We start from the raw sequence: 14,932 nt of genomic DNA, 5'->3' as shown, positions 1-14,932 counted from the left end.
TCGACACAGTATACAGCTCCAAAACTGGGTAGCTGTGGGCTTCCACGCCTCTACCGGCCAATTCTATGATGTAGTTGCCTTCCTATTATAGCCTATTCCAAAGGCGCGGAAAAGCTGACCGGAAGCCAGATGACAAATGTCGTTCCTTCTCCTTGGCGCGTAACCACTTCCACAGACCCGTGATGTTCATCAATAATCCACTTGGCAATAGATAGCCCCAACCCAATTCCCTCCGTCACCCCGCGTGACTCATCTGCCCGGTAAAAGCGGTCAAAAATAAAGGGAACCTCACTCTTATCCATTCCAATGCCCGTATCACTGATCCGTAGCCCCACCTGTCCTTGATAAATAATGGCATCAAATCGGACTGTGCCTTCAGGTGTATATTTGAATGCATTATCAATGAAAATGAATAGCATTTGCTGCAAATAATCCTTGCTGCCATCCATATAAATACCATTCAGCAACGAAAAATCTCCCACATTCCATTCGGCCGTTCGCTCTAAAAACTGAGCACGACGGGCAACCTCACTTACAAGCGGTTCCAACGCAACGGGAGTCTTATCGAACGTTTTCCCTGTGTCCGCTCTCGCGAGTGACAACATATCACTCACCAAACGGCTCATCCGTTTGCCTTCATCCGCCATGTCATTTAATGCCTCCATAGAAAGCTCGCGAATCATCTCTTCATCCATATTCGGTCGCTCTCCTGGTTCGGTAGTCCACATTTTGAGCAAAAAATCAACGTTGCCACGGATCGTCGTTAGCGGCGTACGAAGCTCATGGGAAGCATCAGCCACAAAACGACGCTGTGCACCGTACGCATCTTCCAGCTCCTTGTAAAACACCTCTGTACGCCCCAGCATGTTGTTAACCGTCCCGATTAATTGTCCAATTTCATCTGGTGGTCCGTCATATTCAATCCGTACACTCAAATCATTACTGGATTGAATCTGATTTGCCCCCTCAATGACCTTGACCAGCGGCTTCATAGACTTGCGAGCCAGAAAGAGACCTGAGGTCGCAGCAGCGAGTAATGCAAACAACGAACCGTATACAAGCACATTTTGTAACCTGTTCATGAGTCGATCCTGAGAGCCCGTGAATTGTCCTACCTGTAGCAACCCGACCACCAACCCCAACTCCTCGGACTTAATGGGCTGTTGATAAATCATAAAGGAATCCCCATTTACGTTCACACGTCGAATCCCCTCATTTTGAACTGCTCCTGCCGCTGTAGATGGAACAGGGAAGGTGATATTGAGGTCTTTCATATTTTGGGTGGTTTTGGTAACCCCGGACGTATAATTGTAAATTTGTACATATAGCTGTGAGTCATCTATTCCACGCCCCTGCTCCAATCCTAAATCCAGGTTAGGGACTTCAAACAATCCCCCTTTAATAATAAGGCGTAATTGCTTGTTAATCTGTGGCGCCTGAGTCATAAGCTGACTTTTCACTTCATTATATGTGTAGTAATATACTAGTCCGTAAATAGCCAGACCAAAAATGACAAGTACAATAGCCAAGATGCTCGAATACCAAGCTGTCAGCCGCCACCGAATAGACATATTACACATCACCTCTTAAAATATAGCCAGCTCCCCGAATTGTACGAATGAGTCGTTTACCGCCATCCTGCTCCGTTTTTTGTCGTAGCATGGCAATATATACTTCCAGCACATTCGATTCTCCGCTATAGTCATAGCCCCAAATTTTGTCCATAATCAGATCACGCGACAGAACACGCTTGGGGTTTTGCATGAACAAATGGAGCAGTTCAAATTCTTTGGCTGTCAGTTCCAAGCGTTTGCCGCCACGAACCACTTCACGGGATTCGTTATCCAGTTGTAAATCCTCGAAGGTAAGCCGATTTCCGTTATTGTCCTGTTGTTCGGTTTTACGCCGCAAAAGCGCTCGCACTCGCGCCAGCAGCTCCTCCAGAGCAAACGGCTTGACGAGATAATCATCGGCCCCTAGATCCAAGCCCTTAACCCGATTCTCAACCTCATCCTTGGCTGTAAGCATCAGGACAGGTACCGTGCTTCCACCCTCCCGCATGCGACGGCATACCTCAAAACCATCGACCTGCGGCATCATTACATCCAGCACGACCACATCAGGCTCAGCTGTCAGCATTTTATTTAATCCCTCTGCTCCATTGGCGGCTGTCAGCACTTCATAGCCTTCAAATGCCAGCCCTCTGCGTAGCATGGAAACAATTTTTTCATCGTCATCAATAATCAGAATAGTAGAACGCATACACGATCGAACTCCTTTATCTCTTCTTTTCCCTCTATTGTAGCAGGAGTAGACGCGTGTAGCATCTGGCTGCTCCATACAGCAAGAAACGGAAGGGATCTTCCTTCCGTTTCTTGCGTGCACATGTTCATTTTTGTAGAGTTATCAGCTTATTGCTGAAGCGTCGAGCTAAAGTCATTTTTGTTGCCTATTTTCAGCTGAACATCTTTTTTCTGCCCAGCTCGTTCGATGTTAAGCGTCAGTGCTGTACCCACTTTTTGTTTTTGAATGAACTGGATCAGCTCTTGTGATGTGCTATAAGGCGTGCCATTGGCTCCGATAATCACATCGTAAGGACGCAGATCGGCCTGATAAGCTGGCGATTTGTATATAATATCCCGTACTACCGAGCCTTCGGTTAGGGATGTGCCCAATTCTTTGGCTACTTCAGGACTCAAATTTAACAGACTTGCACCAATGAAAGGTACAGGTTCTTTCGGGATAGGCTGGTTATTTTTCAGCTTATCGACGACTTCCAAAATTGTATTGGACGGAATCGCAAACCCGATTCCCTGTGCGTCTGCACTAACAGCTACGTTCATACCGATAACCTGCCCTTGCAGATTTAACAGCGGTCCGCCAGAGTTACCAGGGTTAATGGACGCATCCGTCTGAATGAGATGCTTGTATTGCGTCGGTTTTCCAGTCGATTCACTATTAATGGTGATCGTACGTTCTTTCGCACTTAGCACCCCGGCTGTTACCGAATGCTCAAAGCCTTCAGGGTTGCCGATTGCGACCATCCACTCGCCGACTTTAGCGTTATCGGAGTCACCCAAAGTTACTGTCGGAAAGTTGTTTTTGCCTTCAATTTTAAGTACCGCCAAATCAAGATCAGCATTTTTGCCCAAGACTTTGGCTTCGTAAGGCTTATTAGTTCCCTCTACTGTAACCTGAACCACACTCGCGCCTTCAACAACATGGTTGTTGGTTAGGACGTAACCCGATTTATCAAAAATAAAACCGGAACCAATACCAAGCGGAGTCAGCTGCCCGCTGTTGCTACCTTCATTTTCATTACTGTTACCGCTACTGCCACTGTCACCATACTGATTACCGAAAAAGTATTGATACAGCGGGTCATTGTAATAAGGGCTGCTTTGTCTGCCGCTGCTACCACTGGTTTGTTTGGCAAGCGTTTCGATTTTGACGACTGCCGGACCAGCCTTGGCCACAACAGATTGAACATCAGCGGTACCTGAAGGCATCACAGCCGGAACTGCGCTTGGAGTCGAGCCAGTTGTTCCTGAATTAGTCGTTTCTCCACTTTCAGCTGCCGCCGAAGTTAACGCCGTCTCGGGTGTGAACATATTTGTTCGGTCAGCTGTGTACATCAATACCGTAATGACCAGCATCCCAGCCAAAAAAGATAAGAAAATTGTTTTCACCTGCGACTTGGGCTTATTCGGTTTGAATTGCCAGTTGCCACCATTCCGACCCGAACCATCCTGTTGCTCAGGCATAGCGCGATGGTATGAGGGAGGAAGAGGTCTCACTGCCTGTGGTGGCGTAATCTCAACATCCTTTTCCACCGACTGCCCTTCCTTACGTTGTCCGTCCGATTGAACTGAAGAAAAAGGGCCGTAAGAATAATAATATGAGGAACCGTTCGAATCGTTTTGCCGAGTTGCATTATCGGTATCAACCTGATCGTTGTCGTTCCGGCGTCCGGAGTTATTATTTTTAAATTCGTCCATTGTATATCTCCTCCCAAACCCTATGCTTCAAGGTGGTGTTGTTTAACTGACTTTATTTTGCACTTTAAACCTTAATTCCACCTTAAAAACAATTAAAAAGGAGATAAAACCTTAGACCTATTGTACCTATTCACTTTCACTTAAAACGAAATGCCCCGGATATAATCCGGAGCATTATCAATTGTATATGCTTTTTTATTTCGTGTTAAAGTTTTCGTCGAACTTTTCGTTCGGTGTTTGAGCATTGTTTTGAACTTTGTTGCGACTGGAGTTTTGAACTTTTTGAGCTACAGCGCCTGTACCGCCTTGTTCTGTTGCAAATTCTTCATCATACTTCTCATTTGGTGTCTGAAAGTTGTCTTGAATTTTATTTTGTTCAGACTGCTTTACCTTTTGTGAAACGACACCAACCGTATTGTCTTGTGCAAATTCCGCTTTGAACTGATTTCCTGCGCTTGCCTTGAAGCCTTTGTTCGTGAAAGAACTTCCGCCTTGATTTGGCATAATTCTCAACCTCCCAGTATGTTTTGCGGGATAAGCTCATCCCGCAACATAGTATGTGATGTTGGAAAAAACAATATTCAAGGATTATATGGAAGCATCCAGTGTCGCGGTCGGAATAGTTTTATGCGTTTCTATCACCTTTTGGAGCGATTTGACCATCTTTTCTGTACATTTTCCGTTCCCTTTTTTTATAATTTGAACATCCACATCTTTCTTGCCCCATTCAGAATATACCTGCCGGGTTGTTTTAAAATACAAGTCAATTTTATTGCCCTTAATCGCAGAACCTGTATCTGCTACAATCCCGTATCCATAACCTGGAATGTACAATATGCTTCCCAAAGGAAACGTTTTGGGATCAGCCGCAATCGTAGACAGTGTGTTCTTGTCACGACGCACTTTTACACCGGAATACGTAATACCGTAACCGGGATGACTTGGCCGTTTGCCAGTCGATTCATAGCCTGCTGTATATCCTGTTGCCGTGACCGTCATGGTCGTAATAACCTGCTCTTCGCGTGGAGCTAAAACAGGTGTGGACTGCCATTTTTTATGCTGGACCGGTTCTTTGTGACCGTAAACTTCATTGCCGGGCAATACCAGACAGGTTGCAATTAACACGGTTCCCAAAATCCGTTTCCATACCAACATGGATCTCATAAAAAACCTCCCCTTGAGGCAAAGGCTTTCCAGAAATCCATTAGTTTATACGAACAGATTATTATTTTTGAACATCCTGACCTGGATAAAGTCTGCTCAGTTTCACTTTATCTTCAAAAATATGCAGGAGTGTCCGCACTATGGGGGTGTGTTCATCGTCTGTGTGCAATATAATGGAAGCAGGAGAAATCGAAATAAGGGTGCTCACGATTCGATCCTCGACCTCCATTTCCAATTCAATGCCTGGCATCTCGACAATGATGTCATCTGCATCAGGAATCGGTATGGGCACCATGGCACTATCCAGAATCGTAAAATTATGTCCGCCTTGGTGAAGTACGTGTACGAGCGGAACTTTGCTTTCCTGAAAAAAAACAAAATATTTAAGCAGCCCCATAAATTCTTCGTATTGCCGATCTGCCCAGAATTCTTCCATAGCATAGTCGACGATTTCTTCAAGCTCTTTTTTATACGCATGGAGCCTAAATTGAATCAGCCCTTCCAAATTGATCACACGAAGCTCCTTGAAATCCTTCTCCAGGAGAGTAGTCAGCTTACCATGACGCTTCAAACGACCTCTGGGGCCATCATCGTTTAACAGTGAACGAATCATACTGCGAATTTGCTCTGCATCCTCTTTCTCCAGCAACGAACAGGCTTTGGTGAGAATGAGATTGAGCAGCCCCCACTCCTTGACTTCGATAATATAATCCGCTATTGCCGAAGACATGATGCTGTATACACAGGGGAGAAAGCTTTCAAACGCCGAATTGCTTTCTGTGCCCTTGCAGGTCCATGCCACTTTGTTATCCAGCTGTCTGAAAGTGAATCGAAATCCGCGCCGTGACATATGTAGTCCCTTTGTTCTACTTTTGACCACTTCGTAAAACCGGTCGGTTTCCTGATCTCCGTCTGTATTGGTCCACACTGTAAACAGTTCCATTGGCTCACTCCTTTCGATCACTGCTTTCAGTATATGGCGGCCTCTGAAGGGTTATACGAAGTGAACGACTGGAAACAGAAAGACATATTCAAAAGAGGATGATCTGGTTTCAAAAAGCCGGTTGGCGTGTTATAAACATTACTGTGATATAGGAAAAAAACCGAAAGACGTTTGAATATTTAGGGTGGGGTATGTTAAGGTTATAGTAATATGAATTTTTCACAAGAGGGAGGAGATAAGATGTCAACGATGCTGAACATGCTGCGTACATTCATGATCGTCATATTGAGCCTCGTTCAGATTTTGTCCCTTCCTGTGACGTTTCATGCGGAAGACACCACTCAATCCCTTCAGTTTACGGCGGGATCTTCTCTTATGCCTCATGCTGATATTTCCTCGTTAGAAACAGACTCTCACGGTCTGGAGCATCATTCCAAACCAGCTATACGCAAGTCCTCCCCTTTACTTCATCTGGTGATCGCTGCGGCCAAATCACTTCCCTTTGTCATTTTGATAGCGCTTGTGCTGCTATTGAGCATCCCTAAACTACGTCTGTCTTTTATTCCTGTCATTTGCAAACTAAAGAAGCAATTGTACTTGTTCCCCATCAAATTTACCTCTAGTTATGTGGCTTAACCTCCCTTTGCATGCACATCACCACATTTGCATGTCTATTTGTTAACCTGTCCCAATAAGTGTAATACGTAAAGTCTATTTATCAGGTTTTTTATGTTAATTTATAAAATTTAATACAAAAAGAAAGTTTCCATGTCACTCCCAAAGTATGTGATTTATTTCCCATACCATTCATTTAAATAACGTATCATACAGGAGGCTTTACAAATGGATATTCGAGAGTCTATTTTGCCAGGAATCGGGATTAAGTATCGAATAGATGCAGAGAGTGGCGACCGAATTGTCATTATTATTCATGATGATGGCAGGCGCGAGTTGTATCACTTTGATTACGAGGATCTGGAACAAAGTATTTCTATGACAACCCTGAATGATCAGGAAGCGCGATTGGTAGCCTCCATCATCGGTGGTATGACCTATAAGCCCAAACAGCTTGAAAGTGTAGAAATGACGTTTGACGATTTTATTATCGAATGGTATAGAGTGGAATCTCATTATGCAAGTGTCGGCAAATCCATCGGTGAGCTGGATGTAAGGCAAAATTCGGGAGCCACTGTTATTGCCATTGTGGAGAAAAAAGGAAAGAAATATGTAAATCCTGGTCCTGAAGTGATGATTAACGATGATGCCACTGTAGTCGTTGTTGGGGAACGCGATCAGCAAAAACGCTTTAAACAAATCCTTATGAACGGAAGCGGGTGATTGGATGGATCATCTGGTATTTGAGGTTGGATTGGCTATTGCTCTCATCGCTGCAGCCGGACTTATTTCCTCCAAACTGCGCTTCTCGGTCATCCCTTTTTATATCCTGATCGGAATGGCAGTTGGGCCACATGCGATGGAGCTATGGCATTTTGATTTTCGCTTTATCGAAAGCGCCCCATTTATTGATTTTATGGGAAGAATCGGAGTGCTGTTTCTTCTCTTCTACTTGGGTCTCGAGTTCTCAGTAGGTCGGTTAATTAAATCAGGCCGTTCCATTGCCGTGGGCGGAACCATTTATATTGGCATCAATTTTACACTGGGGCTGGCTCTTGGCTTCCTGAGCGGCTTTCCTGTAGCAGAGACACTGGTTATCGCCGGAATTACAACAATATCATCCAGTGCTATTGCTGCGAAGGTGCTGGTAGATCTCAAGCGGACCGCCAATGCTGAAACTGAAATGATTTTGGGCATTATTATGTTCGAGGATGTTTTCCTCGCCGTATACATCTCCATCCTCTCCGGATTGGTTCTTAGCGATTCATCCTCGCTCGGTGGTGTGCTGCTATCAGCGCTAATCGCGCTAGGCTTTATGCTTGCAGTCATTATTATCGGCCGTAAGGCCGTCCCTCTGTTAAATCGGATTCTCCGTATTCGCTCCAATGAGGTATTCGGACTTGTTGTTTTCGGCTCTCTGTTTCTGGTGGCTGGTTTTTCGGAAACGATTCATGTGGCGGAAGCTATCGGCGCCCTGTTAGTCGGTCTGGTACTGGCCGAAACGGAACATGCCAAACGTATCGAGCATTTAATTGTTCCTTTCCGCGATTTCTTTGGCGCCCTGTTTTTCTTCAGCTTTGGATTATCCATTGATCCACTGTCCCTGGGAGGAAACGCGATATGGCTTGCACTGGCAGCAGTCGTCCTCACGTTGTTTGGTAACATTTGGGCAGGAATGCTGGCTGGGCGTACGGCCTCCTTATCTCCCAAAGCGTCAGCAAATATCGGCCTGACCATTGTGGCACGGGGTGAATTTTCGATTATCATGGCCAACTTGGGTAAAGAAGGCGGTTTGCTTGATATTGTTCAACCCTTTGCAGCCATCTATGTACTCATACTGGCGATTCTTGGACCACTTCTGACAAAGCAGTCAAAACCTATTTTTAATATGTTAAACAAAATATTTAAGTTCAAGGACCCCCGCCTACGAAAGGAAGAAAGTAAATCGGCGTAATTGTAAAAGCTGGATACGACAATCCATAGGAGGGAAGGCTATGCCGCACGCTGTAAAACATGCCGAAACTCTATGAGGCGGCTTGTCAAGCCCGCTTCAGGAGATGCGAGCAGGTTCCCTGTCTTTTATACGGTGATTGGCGGAATTACGGCATCCGTCGGTCTGGAATTGTTTTTGCATCCGCATGATATGATCGCTGGAGGCGTCACGGGGATCTCTAGACTCATGTCGCTTTATACACAAGAGCATTTTGGGTTACTGCTATTCGTTTTGAACTTGCCACTCATGCTGCTGTATTCTCTGTCTACTCACAAACCCATGTTGCTCCGTGCACTACCCGGCTTGTTCGCCTTTTCGGGCTCAGCCATTATTCTTTCGCCTTTTCCGGCAGTGAGTGGCCATCCGGTCGTATGCGCTTTGGGCGGCGGAATCTGTATAGGGCTTGGCGCAGTGCTGGCAGCTCGTCACGGTGGTCTGCTCGATTCACTAGGACTTAACGAGTCAGACGATGGCCGTCCATCCACATTATTGCTAACACATCGCAAGATTCCGTTAATACAGATTGTTATGCTGTGTAATGGTCTGCTGCTCATTACGGCTGGCTTTGTGCTAGGCTGGGAGCCAGCTCTCTATTCAGCCTTATCCTGCCTCGCCGCCTATGAAACGACCCGGCTGATGTTTACTGGTCTGACGCGTATGGTTTGTGTTGTCAGCAAGAAACAGCAAACCATCGAAGATGCCATATATCGCAGGCTGCGTATACACAGCACGCCTGTTGTAGACTCTGCCCAGATAGAGGGCAAGATTAAAAGCGAATCTGAGGATAAAAAAGAACAAATGGTCATCGTTTACAGCGTTCATCTGTTGGATTTGCAGCGCTTTAAGGCAGTCATCCAAATGGCAGACCCGCAGGCTGAGATCATGTATATGAAACGATGGAAAGCTTAGCAAAGTAACACATCAAAAAACGCTTATCTACACTAATCCTTGTACATAGATTAGTGTAGATAAGCGTTTTGTAATTAACAATATATTAACGGATATTAATTTTGCATGATAAAATCATGTTCAATACTGCTGGCACTGTCAAAAGTACGAATAATATCATAACGGGTATTGCGCTGTGCCGGAACGTGACCCGTCTCGCGGATCAACTGTAAAATGGATTCGATGTTAACCTTATACGTTGCGCCTGCAGCAGAAACTACGTTTTCCTCAATCATGGTGCTGCCAAAATCATCGCAACCGTAGTACAACGATTTTTTACCGATTTCAGGTCCCATGGTTACCCATGAAGACTGAATATGCTTGATGTTATCCAATACAAGACGACTGATCGCAACGGTCTTCAAATATTCCTCCGGCGTCTGGCGTTCCTTCTTCAGATTGGTGTTGTCTGGCTGGAAGGTCCAAGGAATAAAGGCCAAAAATCCTTCAGAATTATATTTGTTTTCAATGCATTCGTCCTGAGCATCACGAACACGCAACAAATGCAGCGCACGCTCCTCCATCAACTCACCAAAGCCGATAACCATCGTAGCAGTCGTGTTCATCCCAACCTTGTGAGCCGTTTGCATCACATCCATCCAATCACGCCAAGAGCCTTTGAGACGGCTAATTTTGCGGCGTGTGCGGTCATCCAAAATTTCTCCGCCTCCACCCGGAAGCGAATCCAATCCAGCTTCGTGAATGGCTCGAATCGTGTCTTCCATGGATAGACCGGATTTTTCCTTCATTTTGTGAATTTCAGCTGGCGAGAAGGAGTGCATCGTAATATCGGGAAAACGCTCCTTGATAGCTTTCAGCAAATCCGTATAATAACTGAACGGCAGATTCGGATTCACACCGCCTTGCATTAGAATTTCGGTGCCACCTACATCCTGCGTTTCCTTGATCTTCTGAAAGATCACCTCATCCGGCAAAACATAACCTTCATCAGAACCCGGTCTACGGTAAAAAGCGCAGAAGCGACAGTATACGTCACATACGTTCGTATAGTTAATATTTCGTCCGATGACGAAGGTTTTAATGGGATCGGGGTGCATGCGATTCATAACTTTATTCGCCGCATGACCTATTTTTTCTACCTCATCTGATTCGAACAAAGCAACGGTATCCTCTAAATTCAGGCGTTCGCCGCGTAGGGCTTTATCTAAAATATGGTCGATTACACTCATGGTGTATCCTCCTTCGCTGTCACAGGGCGACGAAATGAAAGACAGGACTTATGAACGAGAATGCTTTCACAAACCTGCGTTCGAACCCTGCCGTAATGTATGTTCATGACTGGCCTTGTATGTTGTCTGTGCTATTTAGCATAGTAAAACCTAATGATAATACTAACATATCTTTAGGTAAGGAACCATACTTATTCCCGCTTCTTTCTGCTTTTCACCTAGGAAAACAGGCAACTGCCAAGCTTATCTCAACATTGCATATAGCCAAGAAATAAGAAAACAGAACTGAAAAGTGCATTTTTTCACACTGTCCTTCATGTCATTCTTATAGAAAACAGCAAGCCTCCTGAATGAATGGAAACTTGCTGTTTAGTACTGTACATATTTGTTCCCTGCCTGAAGACGACAAAGATACTACTGATGTGCTAACGCTCTAGCGCAGCGCCTCATCCAGATCACTAATCAGGTCGTCAATATCCTCCAGACCTACGGAGAAACGAAGTAATCCGTCCGTAATCCCGCGCTCCAATCGTACACTATGGGGCATAGCCGCGTGTGACATCATCGCCGGATACGACAAGATGCTTTCCACAGCTCCCAGACTCACCGCTACAATTGGAATACGTACGCGACTGAGGACTTCTTTTGCACGCTCACCAGAACCCACATCAAACGATATCACTGCACCATAACCGCTGGATTGACGCTCATGAACTTCACGTCCTGGATGATTCTCCAGACCCGGGTAGTACACCGCCTCAATGTCGTTGCGCTCGTTCAGCCAATTGGCGAGCTTTGCTGCACTCTTTTCGCTGTGAGCCATACGAGCCTCCAGTGTCTTCATACCGCGCATGAGCAACCATGACTCCTGCGGAGCCAGCACGGTACCCAGTCCATTTTGGAGCTGCTTGATTTGTCTCCCCAGCGATTCGGTACGTGCTACTGCAAGTCCTGCCAGCACATCGCTGTGTCCGCCCAGAAACTTGGTCGCACTGTGCAATACAATATCGACACCCTGCTCAATCGGACGTTGATAATAAGGTGTCATAAAAGTATTATCCAATAGCGTCAAAAGTCCGTTATCCTGTGCCCAAGAGGTTATTCCTGCTACATCGGTAATTTTGAGAGTCGGATTGGACGGGGTTTCCATATATACAGCCCTTGTATTCTCCTGCAACGCCTCTTTCACAAGGTTGAGGTCCGTCATGTCAACGAAGGTCGTTTCGATATTCATCCGTTTCAAAATGGAGGTCAGCAGTCGATATGTTCCTCCATATACGTCCTCGGAAACAATGACATGATCTCCAGCAGACAAGAGCATAAATGTAGTAGAGATGGCCGCCATACCTGATGCAAAGGCAAAACCGCTAGCTCCGCCTTCTAATAAGGCGATATAATCCTCCAAAGCTTGTCGTGTCGGATTACCTGAACGGCTATAGTCATGCTGTGGAGGATTAAAAATATCATGATGGTGAAAGGTAGAAGCTTGATAGATCGGGACGCTCGAAGCCCCCGTAACACTGTCAATTTCAGAGCCGAAATGCAGCAGCTTGGTAGCGAACTTCCGCTCTTTGTCCAGATCCTGGCCGATCCTTCTCGCATCCTCTATCATTGCTGCTCTCCTCCTTCTACTTCTTGACGTGCCGCTTCCAGCGCCGAACGCAAATCTTCAATTAGGTCGTCTGTATGCTCAATGCCGACGGAGAAACGCAACAGCCTGTCATCTACCCCGACTGCATCCCGAATTTCTGCTGGTATGTCCGCATGTGTCTGCACAGCGGGATAGGTCATTAATGATTCCACACCGCCGAGACTTTCCGCAAACGCAATGAGCTTAATGTGACGAAGCAAAGGCTCCACATAACGAGCATCCTTTACTTTAAAGGAGAAGATACCCGTATTTCCGCTGGATTGTTTATTTTGAATCTCACGACCTGGGTGGCCTTCGAGAGCTGGATAAAATACTTCCGCCACCGCCGGATGCGTCAGTAAATAGTTAGATAGCACTGTTGCATTATGCTGATGTCGGTCCATACGCAGCGCTAACGTCTTCATCCCCTTCATCAACTGATAGCAGTCGCTCGGGGAAAGCACGGCCCCTATGGAATTGTGCAGGAAGGAAATTTCAGCTGATAGCTCTTTGCCTTTGGTTACGATCAACCCTGCCAGCACATCGTTGTGTCCGCCCAAATATTTGGTTGCGCTATGTACCACAATATCCGCGCCCAGCTCCAATGGCCGCTGGAAATATGGGGTTAGCAGCGTATTATCTACAATGGTAAGCAACTGATGTTGTGATGCCCACTCGGCAACCGCTCGAATATCAGTGATCATCATTAACGGATTTGTAGGTGTTTCTATGAATACAGCTTTGGTATTCGGTCGACATGACTGTTCGAGTGCTTCAAGATCATTCGTATCCACATAACTTGCTGTTACACCAAATTTAGATAAAATACGCTCCAGCAAGCGATATGTCCCGCCATACAGATCCAGCGATACAATGAGGTGATCTCCCTGTCCAAACAATGCAAATACCGTTTGCAGCGCCGCCATACCTGAGCTACATGCAAAACCTGCATCACCAGATTCAAGTGCAGCAGAAGCCTCTTCCAGTACCTTTCGCGTGGGATTGATCGTCCGAATGTAATCAAATCCTGTGCTTTGACCTAGACGGGGATGGCGGAACGCCGTAGATTGGTAAATCGGGTAATTAACAGCCCCGGTTACTGGCTCCTCTACTGAACCGATTTGTGCCAATCTGCTTTCGATTTTCCACTGTTTCTCACTCATATGAATCCTCCTGTTAACTTCCATAGTGGGTGCTATAACATATCCTGCAAAAATGGATGTCAAAGACTATACTGCTGCGCTACTGCAAGGTGGTACTGTACAAGGGTAAACTACAAGCCCCTTTTTAAATCTGGGGCCCGATATCGTAAGGTGTTTCTTGGTATACATAATAGTTCAGCCAATTCGAGAATAATAAATTGGCGTGTGCCCGCCAGATTGAGGGTGGTGTGCGCTTGGGATCATCATTAGGGAAATAATTTTTGGGGACTTCAACTTCCATTCCTTTGCCCACATCGCGGTCGTATTCCCATTTCAGGGAAAGCGGGTCATATTCAGAATGCCCAGTTACAAAAATTTGTTTACCGTCAAGCGTGGCTACGAGGTACACTCCAGCTTCCTCGGATTCGGATAAAACTTCTAATTCGGCAATATGATCAATATCTTCCCGCCGAACCTCCGTATGTCTGGAGTGAGGAGCATAAAACAGTTCATCAAAGCCGCGTAGCAATTTTACTTTAGGTTTAATCACAGTGTGTGGAAATACGCCAAAGCATTTGTAGTCGAGCCCGTATTTTGGGACATCGAAATGATGGTATAAGCCTGCCTGTGAGGCCCAACAGATATGCATGGTCGAAGTTACATTCGTTTTCGTCCATTCAAAGATTTGCTGGATCTCCTCCCAGTAGTTCACATCCTCAAACTCAAGCTGTTCAACCGGGGCTCCTGTAATGACCATGCCGTCAAAACGACTGTTCTTGATCTCGTCAAACGTTTTATAGAACATGTTCAAATATTCTTGCGATGTATTTTTGGATACATGAGATTTCATGTGCACCAGCGTGACGTCCACTTGCAGCGGCGTATTGCCGACCAAGCGCAACAGTTGGGTTTCCGTCGTCTCCTTTGTAGGCATTAAATTCAAAATGGCGATACGCAACGGACGAATATCCTGATGATAAGCCAAGCTTTCATCCATTACGAAAATATTTTCGCCCTCCAGCACTTCCTTGGCAGGTAGCGTGTCTGGGATTTTAATCGGCATGTAAACTCACTCCTTGTTCGGTAAGTTTTGCGAAAATCGTCTTGTTGAGATGCCGGGCATATAATAAAAAGACCTTTCTCAGGTTAGAGAAAGGTCATATTTGTATCCATATGCGCCTCTCTCATCTGTCAGGGCAACGCTCTTTGTACAAAGCGCGCGTCCTGCAAGAATTAGCACCGTGCGATTAAAATCGCCGGTTGCCGGGTATCATCGGGCTAGTCCCTCCACCTGCTCTTGATAAGATTT

14 protein-coding genes and 1 riboswitch are annotated in these 14,932 nt (G+C 45.7%); of the genes, 4 read left to right on the top strand and 10 right to left on the bottom strand.

All coding sequences use genetic code 11. From position 1 onward, the window contains the following. Window positions 1-92: 92 nt before the first annotated feature. From ACUUJN_RS07805 to ACUUJN_RS07780, 6 genes are all read right to left on the bottom strand, one after another. Window positions 93-1,571, bottom strand: coding sequence for a sensor histidine kinase (locus ACUUJN_RS07805; RefSeq protein WP_013309433.1), 1,479 nt, complete (start codon window positions 1,569-1,571; stop codon window positions 93-95). A 1-nt stretch (window position 1,572) separates the two neighbouring features. Further along, window positions 1,573-2,262, bottom strand: coding sequence for a response regulator transcription factor (locus ACUUJN_RS07800; RefSeq protein WP_013309432.1), 690 nt, complete (start codon window positions 2,260-2,262; stop codon window positions 1,573-1,575). 149 nt (window positions 2,263-2,411) lie between these two features. Further along, window positions 2,412-3,998 carry a S1C family serine protease gene (locus tag ACUUJN_RS07795; RefSeq protein ID WP_023987800.1) on the bottom strand — a complete coding sequence of 529 codons (1,587 nt, stop codon included), beginning with the start codon at window positions 3,996-3,998 and terminating at the stop codon, window positions 2,412-2,414. 195 nt (window positions 3,999-4,193) lie between these two features. Beyond that, window positions 4,194-4,502, bottom strand: a complete 309-nt coding sequence (locus tag ACUUJN_RS07790; protein ID WP_023987799.1) for a hypothetical protein — start codon at window positions 4,500-4,502, stop codon at window positions 4,194-4,196. 84 nt (window positions 4,503-4,586) lie between these two features. Next, window positions 4,587-5,162 carry a 3D domain-containing protein gene (locus ACUUJN_RS07785; RefSeq protein WP_023987798.1) on the bottom strand — a complete coding sequence of 192 codons (576 nt, stop codon included), beginning with the start codon at window positions 5,160-5,162 and terminating at the stop codon, window positions 4,587-4,589. A gap of 61 nt (window positions 5,163-5,223) precedes the next feature. Next, window positions 5,224-6,105, bottom strand: coding sequence for a putative sporulation protein YtxC (locus tag ACUUJN_RS07780; RefSeq protein WP_028542952.1), 882 nt, complete (start codon window positions 6,103-6,105; stop codon window positions 5,224-5,226). A gap of 240 nt (window positions 6,106-6,345) precedes the next feature. On the opposite strand from ACUUJN_RS07780, the gene ACUUJN_RS07775 reads away from it, so the two are divergent. The 4 genes from ACUUJN_RS07775 (at window position 6,346) to ACUUJN_RS07760 (ending at window position 9,622) form a co-directional block, all read left to right on the top strand. Further along, on the top strand, window positions 6,346-6,741 hold the full coding sequence (locus ACUUJN_RS07775; protein WP_484669474.1) for a hypothetical protein: 396 nt from the start codon (window positions 6,346-6,348) through the stop codon (window positions 6,739-6,741). 207 nt (window positions 6,742-6,948) lie between these two features. Next, a complete protein-coding gene (locus ACUUJN_RS07770) occupies window positions 6,949-7,443 on the top strand; it encodes a cation:proton antiporter regulatory subunit (protein WP_023987795.1) in 495 nt (164 codons plus the stop codon). A gap of 4 nt (window positions 7,444-7,447) precedes the next feature. Then, window positions 7,448-8,674, top strand: coding sequence for a cation:proton antiporter (locus ACUUJN_RS07765; RefSeq protein WP_028542953.1), 1,227 nt, complete (start codon window positions 7,448-7,450; stop codon window positions 8,672-8,674). A gap of 72 nt (window positions 8,675-8,746) precedes the next feature. Beyond that, window positions 8,747-9,622, top strand: a complete 876-nt coding sequence (locus ACUUJN_RS07760; protein ID WP_068940115.1) for a YitT family protein — start codon at window positions 8,747-8,749, stop codon at window positions 9,620-9,622. 95 nt (window positions 9,623-9,717) lie between these two features. On the opposite strand, the gene mqnC is transcribed toward ACUUJN_RS07760, so the two are convergent. From mqnC to metA, 4 genes are all read right to left on the bottom strand, one after another. Then, window positions 9,718-10,851, bottom strand: a complete 1,134-nt coding sequence (mqnC, locus tag ACUUJN_RS07755; protein WP_023987792.1) for a cyclic dehypoxanthinyl futalosine synthase — start codon at window positions 10,849-10,851, stop codon at window positions 9,718-9,720. Between the two features lie 433 nt (window positions 10,852-11,284). Then, window positions 11,285-12,463, bottom strand: a complete 1,179-nt coding sequence (locus tag ACUUJN_RS07750) for an aminotransferase class I/II-fold pyridoxal phosphate-dependent enzyme (protein ID WP_028542955.1) — start codon at window positions 12,461-12,463, stop codon at window positions 11,285-11,287. Further along, complete coding sequence (locus ACUUJN_RS07745) at window positions 12,460-13,644, bottom strand: PLP-dependent transferase (protein WP_023987790.1); 1,185 nt, start codon at window positions 13,642-13,644, stop codon at window positions 12,460-12,462. Before ACUUJN_RS07745 ends, ACUUJN_RS07750 begins: the two co-directional genes overlap by 4 nt. A gap of 124 nt (window positions 13,645-13,768) precedes the next feature. After that, a complete protein-coding gene (metA, locus tag ACUUJN_RS07740; RefSeq protein WP_028542956.1) occupies window positions 13,769-14,686 on the bottom strand; it encodes a homoserine O-acetyltransferase MetA in 918 nt (305 codons plus the stop codon). A gap of 118 nt (window positions 14,687-14,804) precedes the next feature. Further along, window positions 14,805-14,930, bottom strand: a riboswitch (SAM riboswitch). Window positions 14,931-14,932 lie beyond the last annotated feature (2 nt).

This window comes from Paenibacillus sp. LRG-1, assembly GCF_057220305.1.
The sequence above is the reverse complement of the archived record's forward strand: the minus strand, read 5'-3'. Positions and strand labels throughout refer to the sequence as shown.

Excerpts from the sequence above, each read along its gene's own strand:
- ACUUJN_RS07805 (WP_013309433.1), bottom strand. The coding sequence starts at position 1,571 with ATGTCTATTCGGTGGCGGCTGACAGCTTGGTATTCGAGCATCTTGGCT.
- ACUUJN_RS07800 (WP_013309432.1), bottom strand. The coding sequence starts at position 2,262 with ATGCGTTCTACTATTCTGATTATTGATGACGATGAAAAAATTGTTTCC.
- ACUUJN_RS07795 (WP_023987800.1), bottom strand. The coding sequence starts at position 3,998 with ATGGACGAATTTAAAAATAATAACTCCGGACGCCGGAACGACAACGAT.
- ACUUJN_RS07790 (WP_023987799.1), bottom strand. The coding sequence starts at position 4,502 with ATGCCAAATCAAGGCGGAAGTTCTTTCACGAACAAAGGCTTCAAGGCA.
- ACUUJN_RS07785 (WP_023987798.1), bottom strand. The coding sequence starts at position 5,162 with ATGAGATCCATGTTGGTATGGAAACGGATTTTGGGAACCGTGTTAATT.
- ACUUJN_RS07780 (WP_028542952.1), bottom strand. The coding sequence starts at position 6,105 with ATGGAACTGTTTACAGTGTGGACCAATACAGACGGAGATCAGGAAACC.
- ACUUJN_RS07775 (WP_484669474.1), top strand. The coding sequence starts at position 6,346 with ATGTCAACGATGCTGAACATGCTGCGTACATTCATGATCGTCATATTG.
- ACUUJN_RS07770 (WP_023987795.1), top strand. The coding sequence starts at position 6,949 with ATGGATATTCGAGAGTCTATTTTGCCAGGAATCGGGATTAAGTATCGA.
- ACUUJN_RS07765 (WP_028542953.1), top strand. The coding sequence starts at position 7,448 with ATGGATCATCTGGTATTTGAGGTTGGATTGGCTATTGCTCTCATCGCT.
- ACUUJN_RS07760 (WP_068940115.1), top strand. The coding sequence starts at position 8,747 with ATGAGGCGGCTTGTCAAGCCCGCTTCAGGAGATGCGAGCAGGTTCCCT.
- mqnC (WP_023987792.1), bottom strand. The coding sequence starts at position 10,851 with ATGAGTGTAATCGACCATATTTTAGATAAAGCCCTACGCGGCGAACGC.
- ACUUJN_RS07750 (WP_028542955.1), bottom strand. The coding sequence starts at position 12,463 with ATGATAGAGGATGCGAGAAGGATCGGCCAGGATCTGGACAAAGAGCGG.
- ACUUJN_RS07745 (WP_023987790.1), bottom strand. The coding sequence starts at position 13,644 with ATGAGTGAGAAACAGTGGAAAATCGAAAGCAGATTGGCACAAATCGGT.
- metA (WP_028542956.1), bottom strand. The coding sequence starts at position 14,686 with ATGCCGATTAAAATCCCAGACACGCTACCTGCCAAGGAAGTGCTGGAG.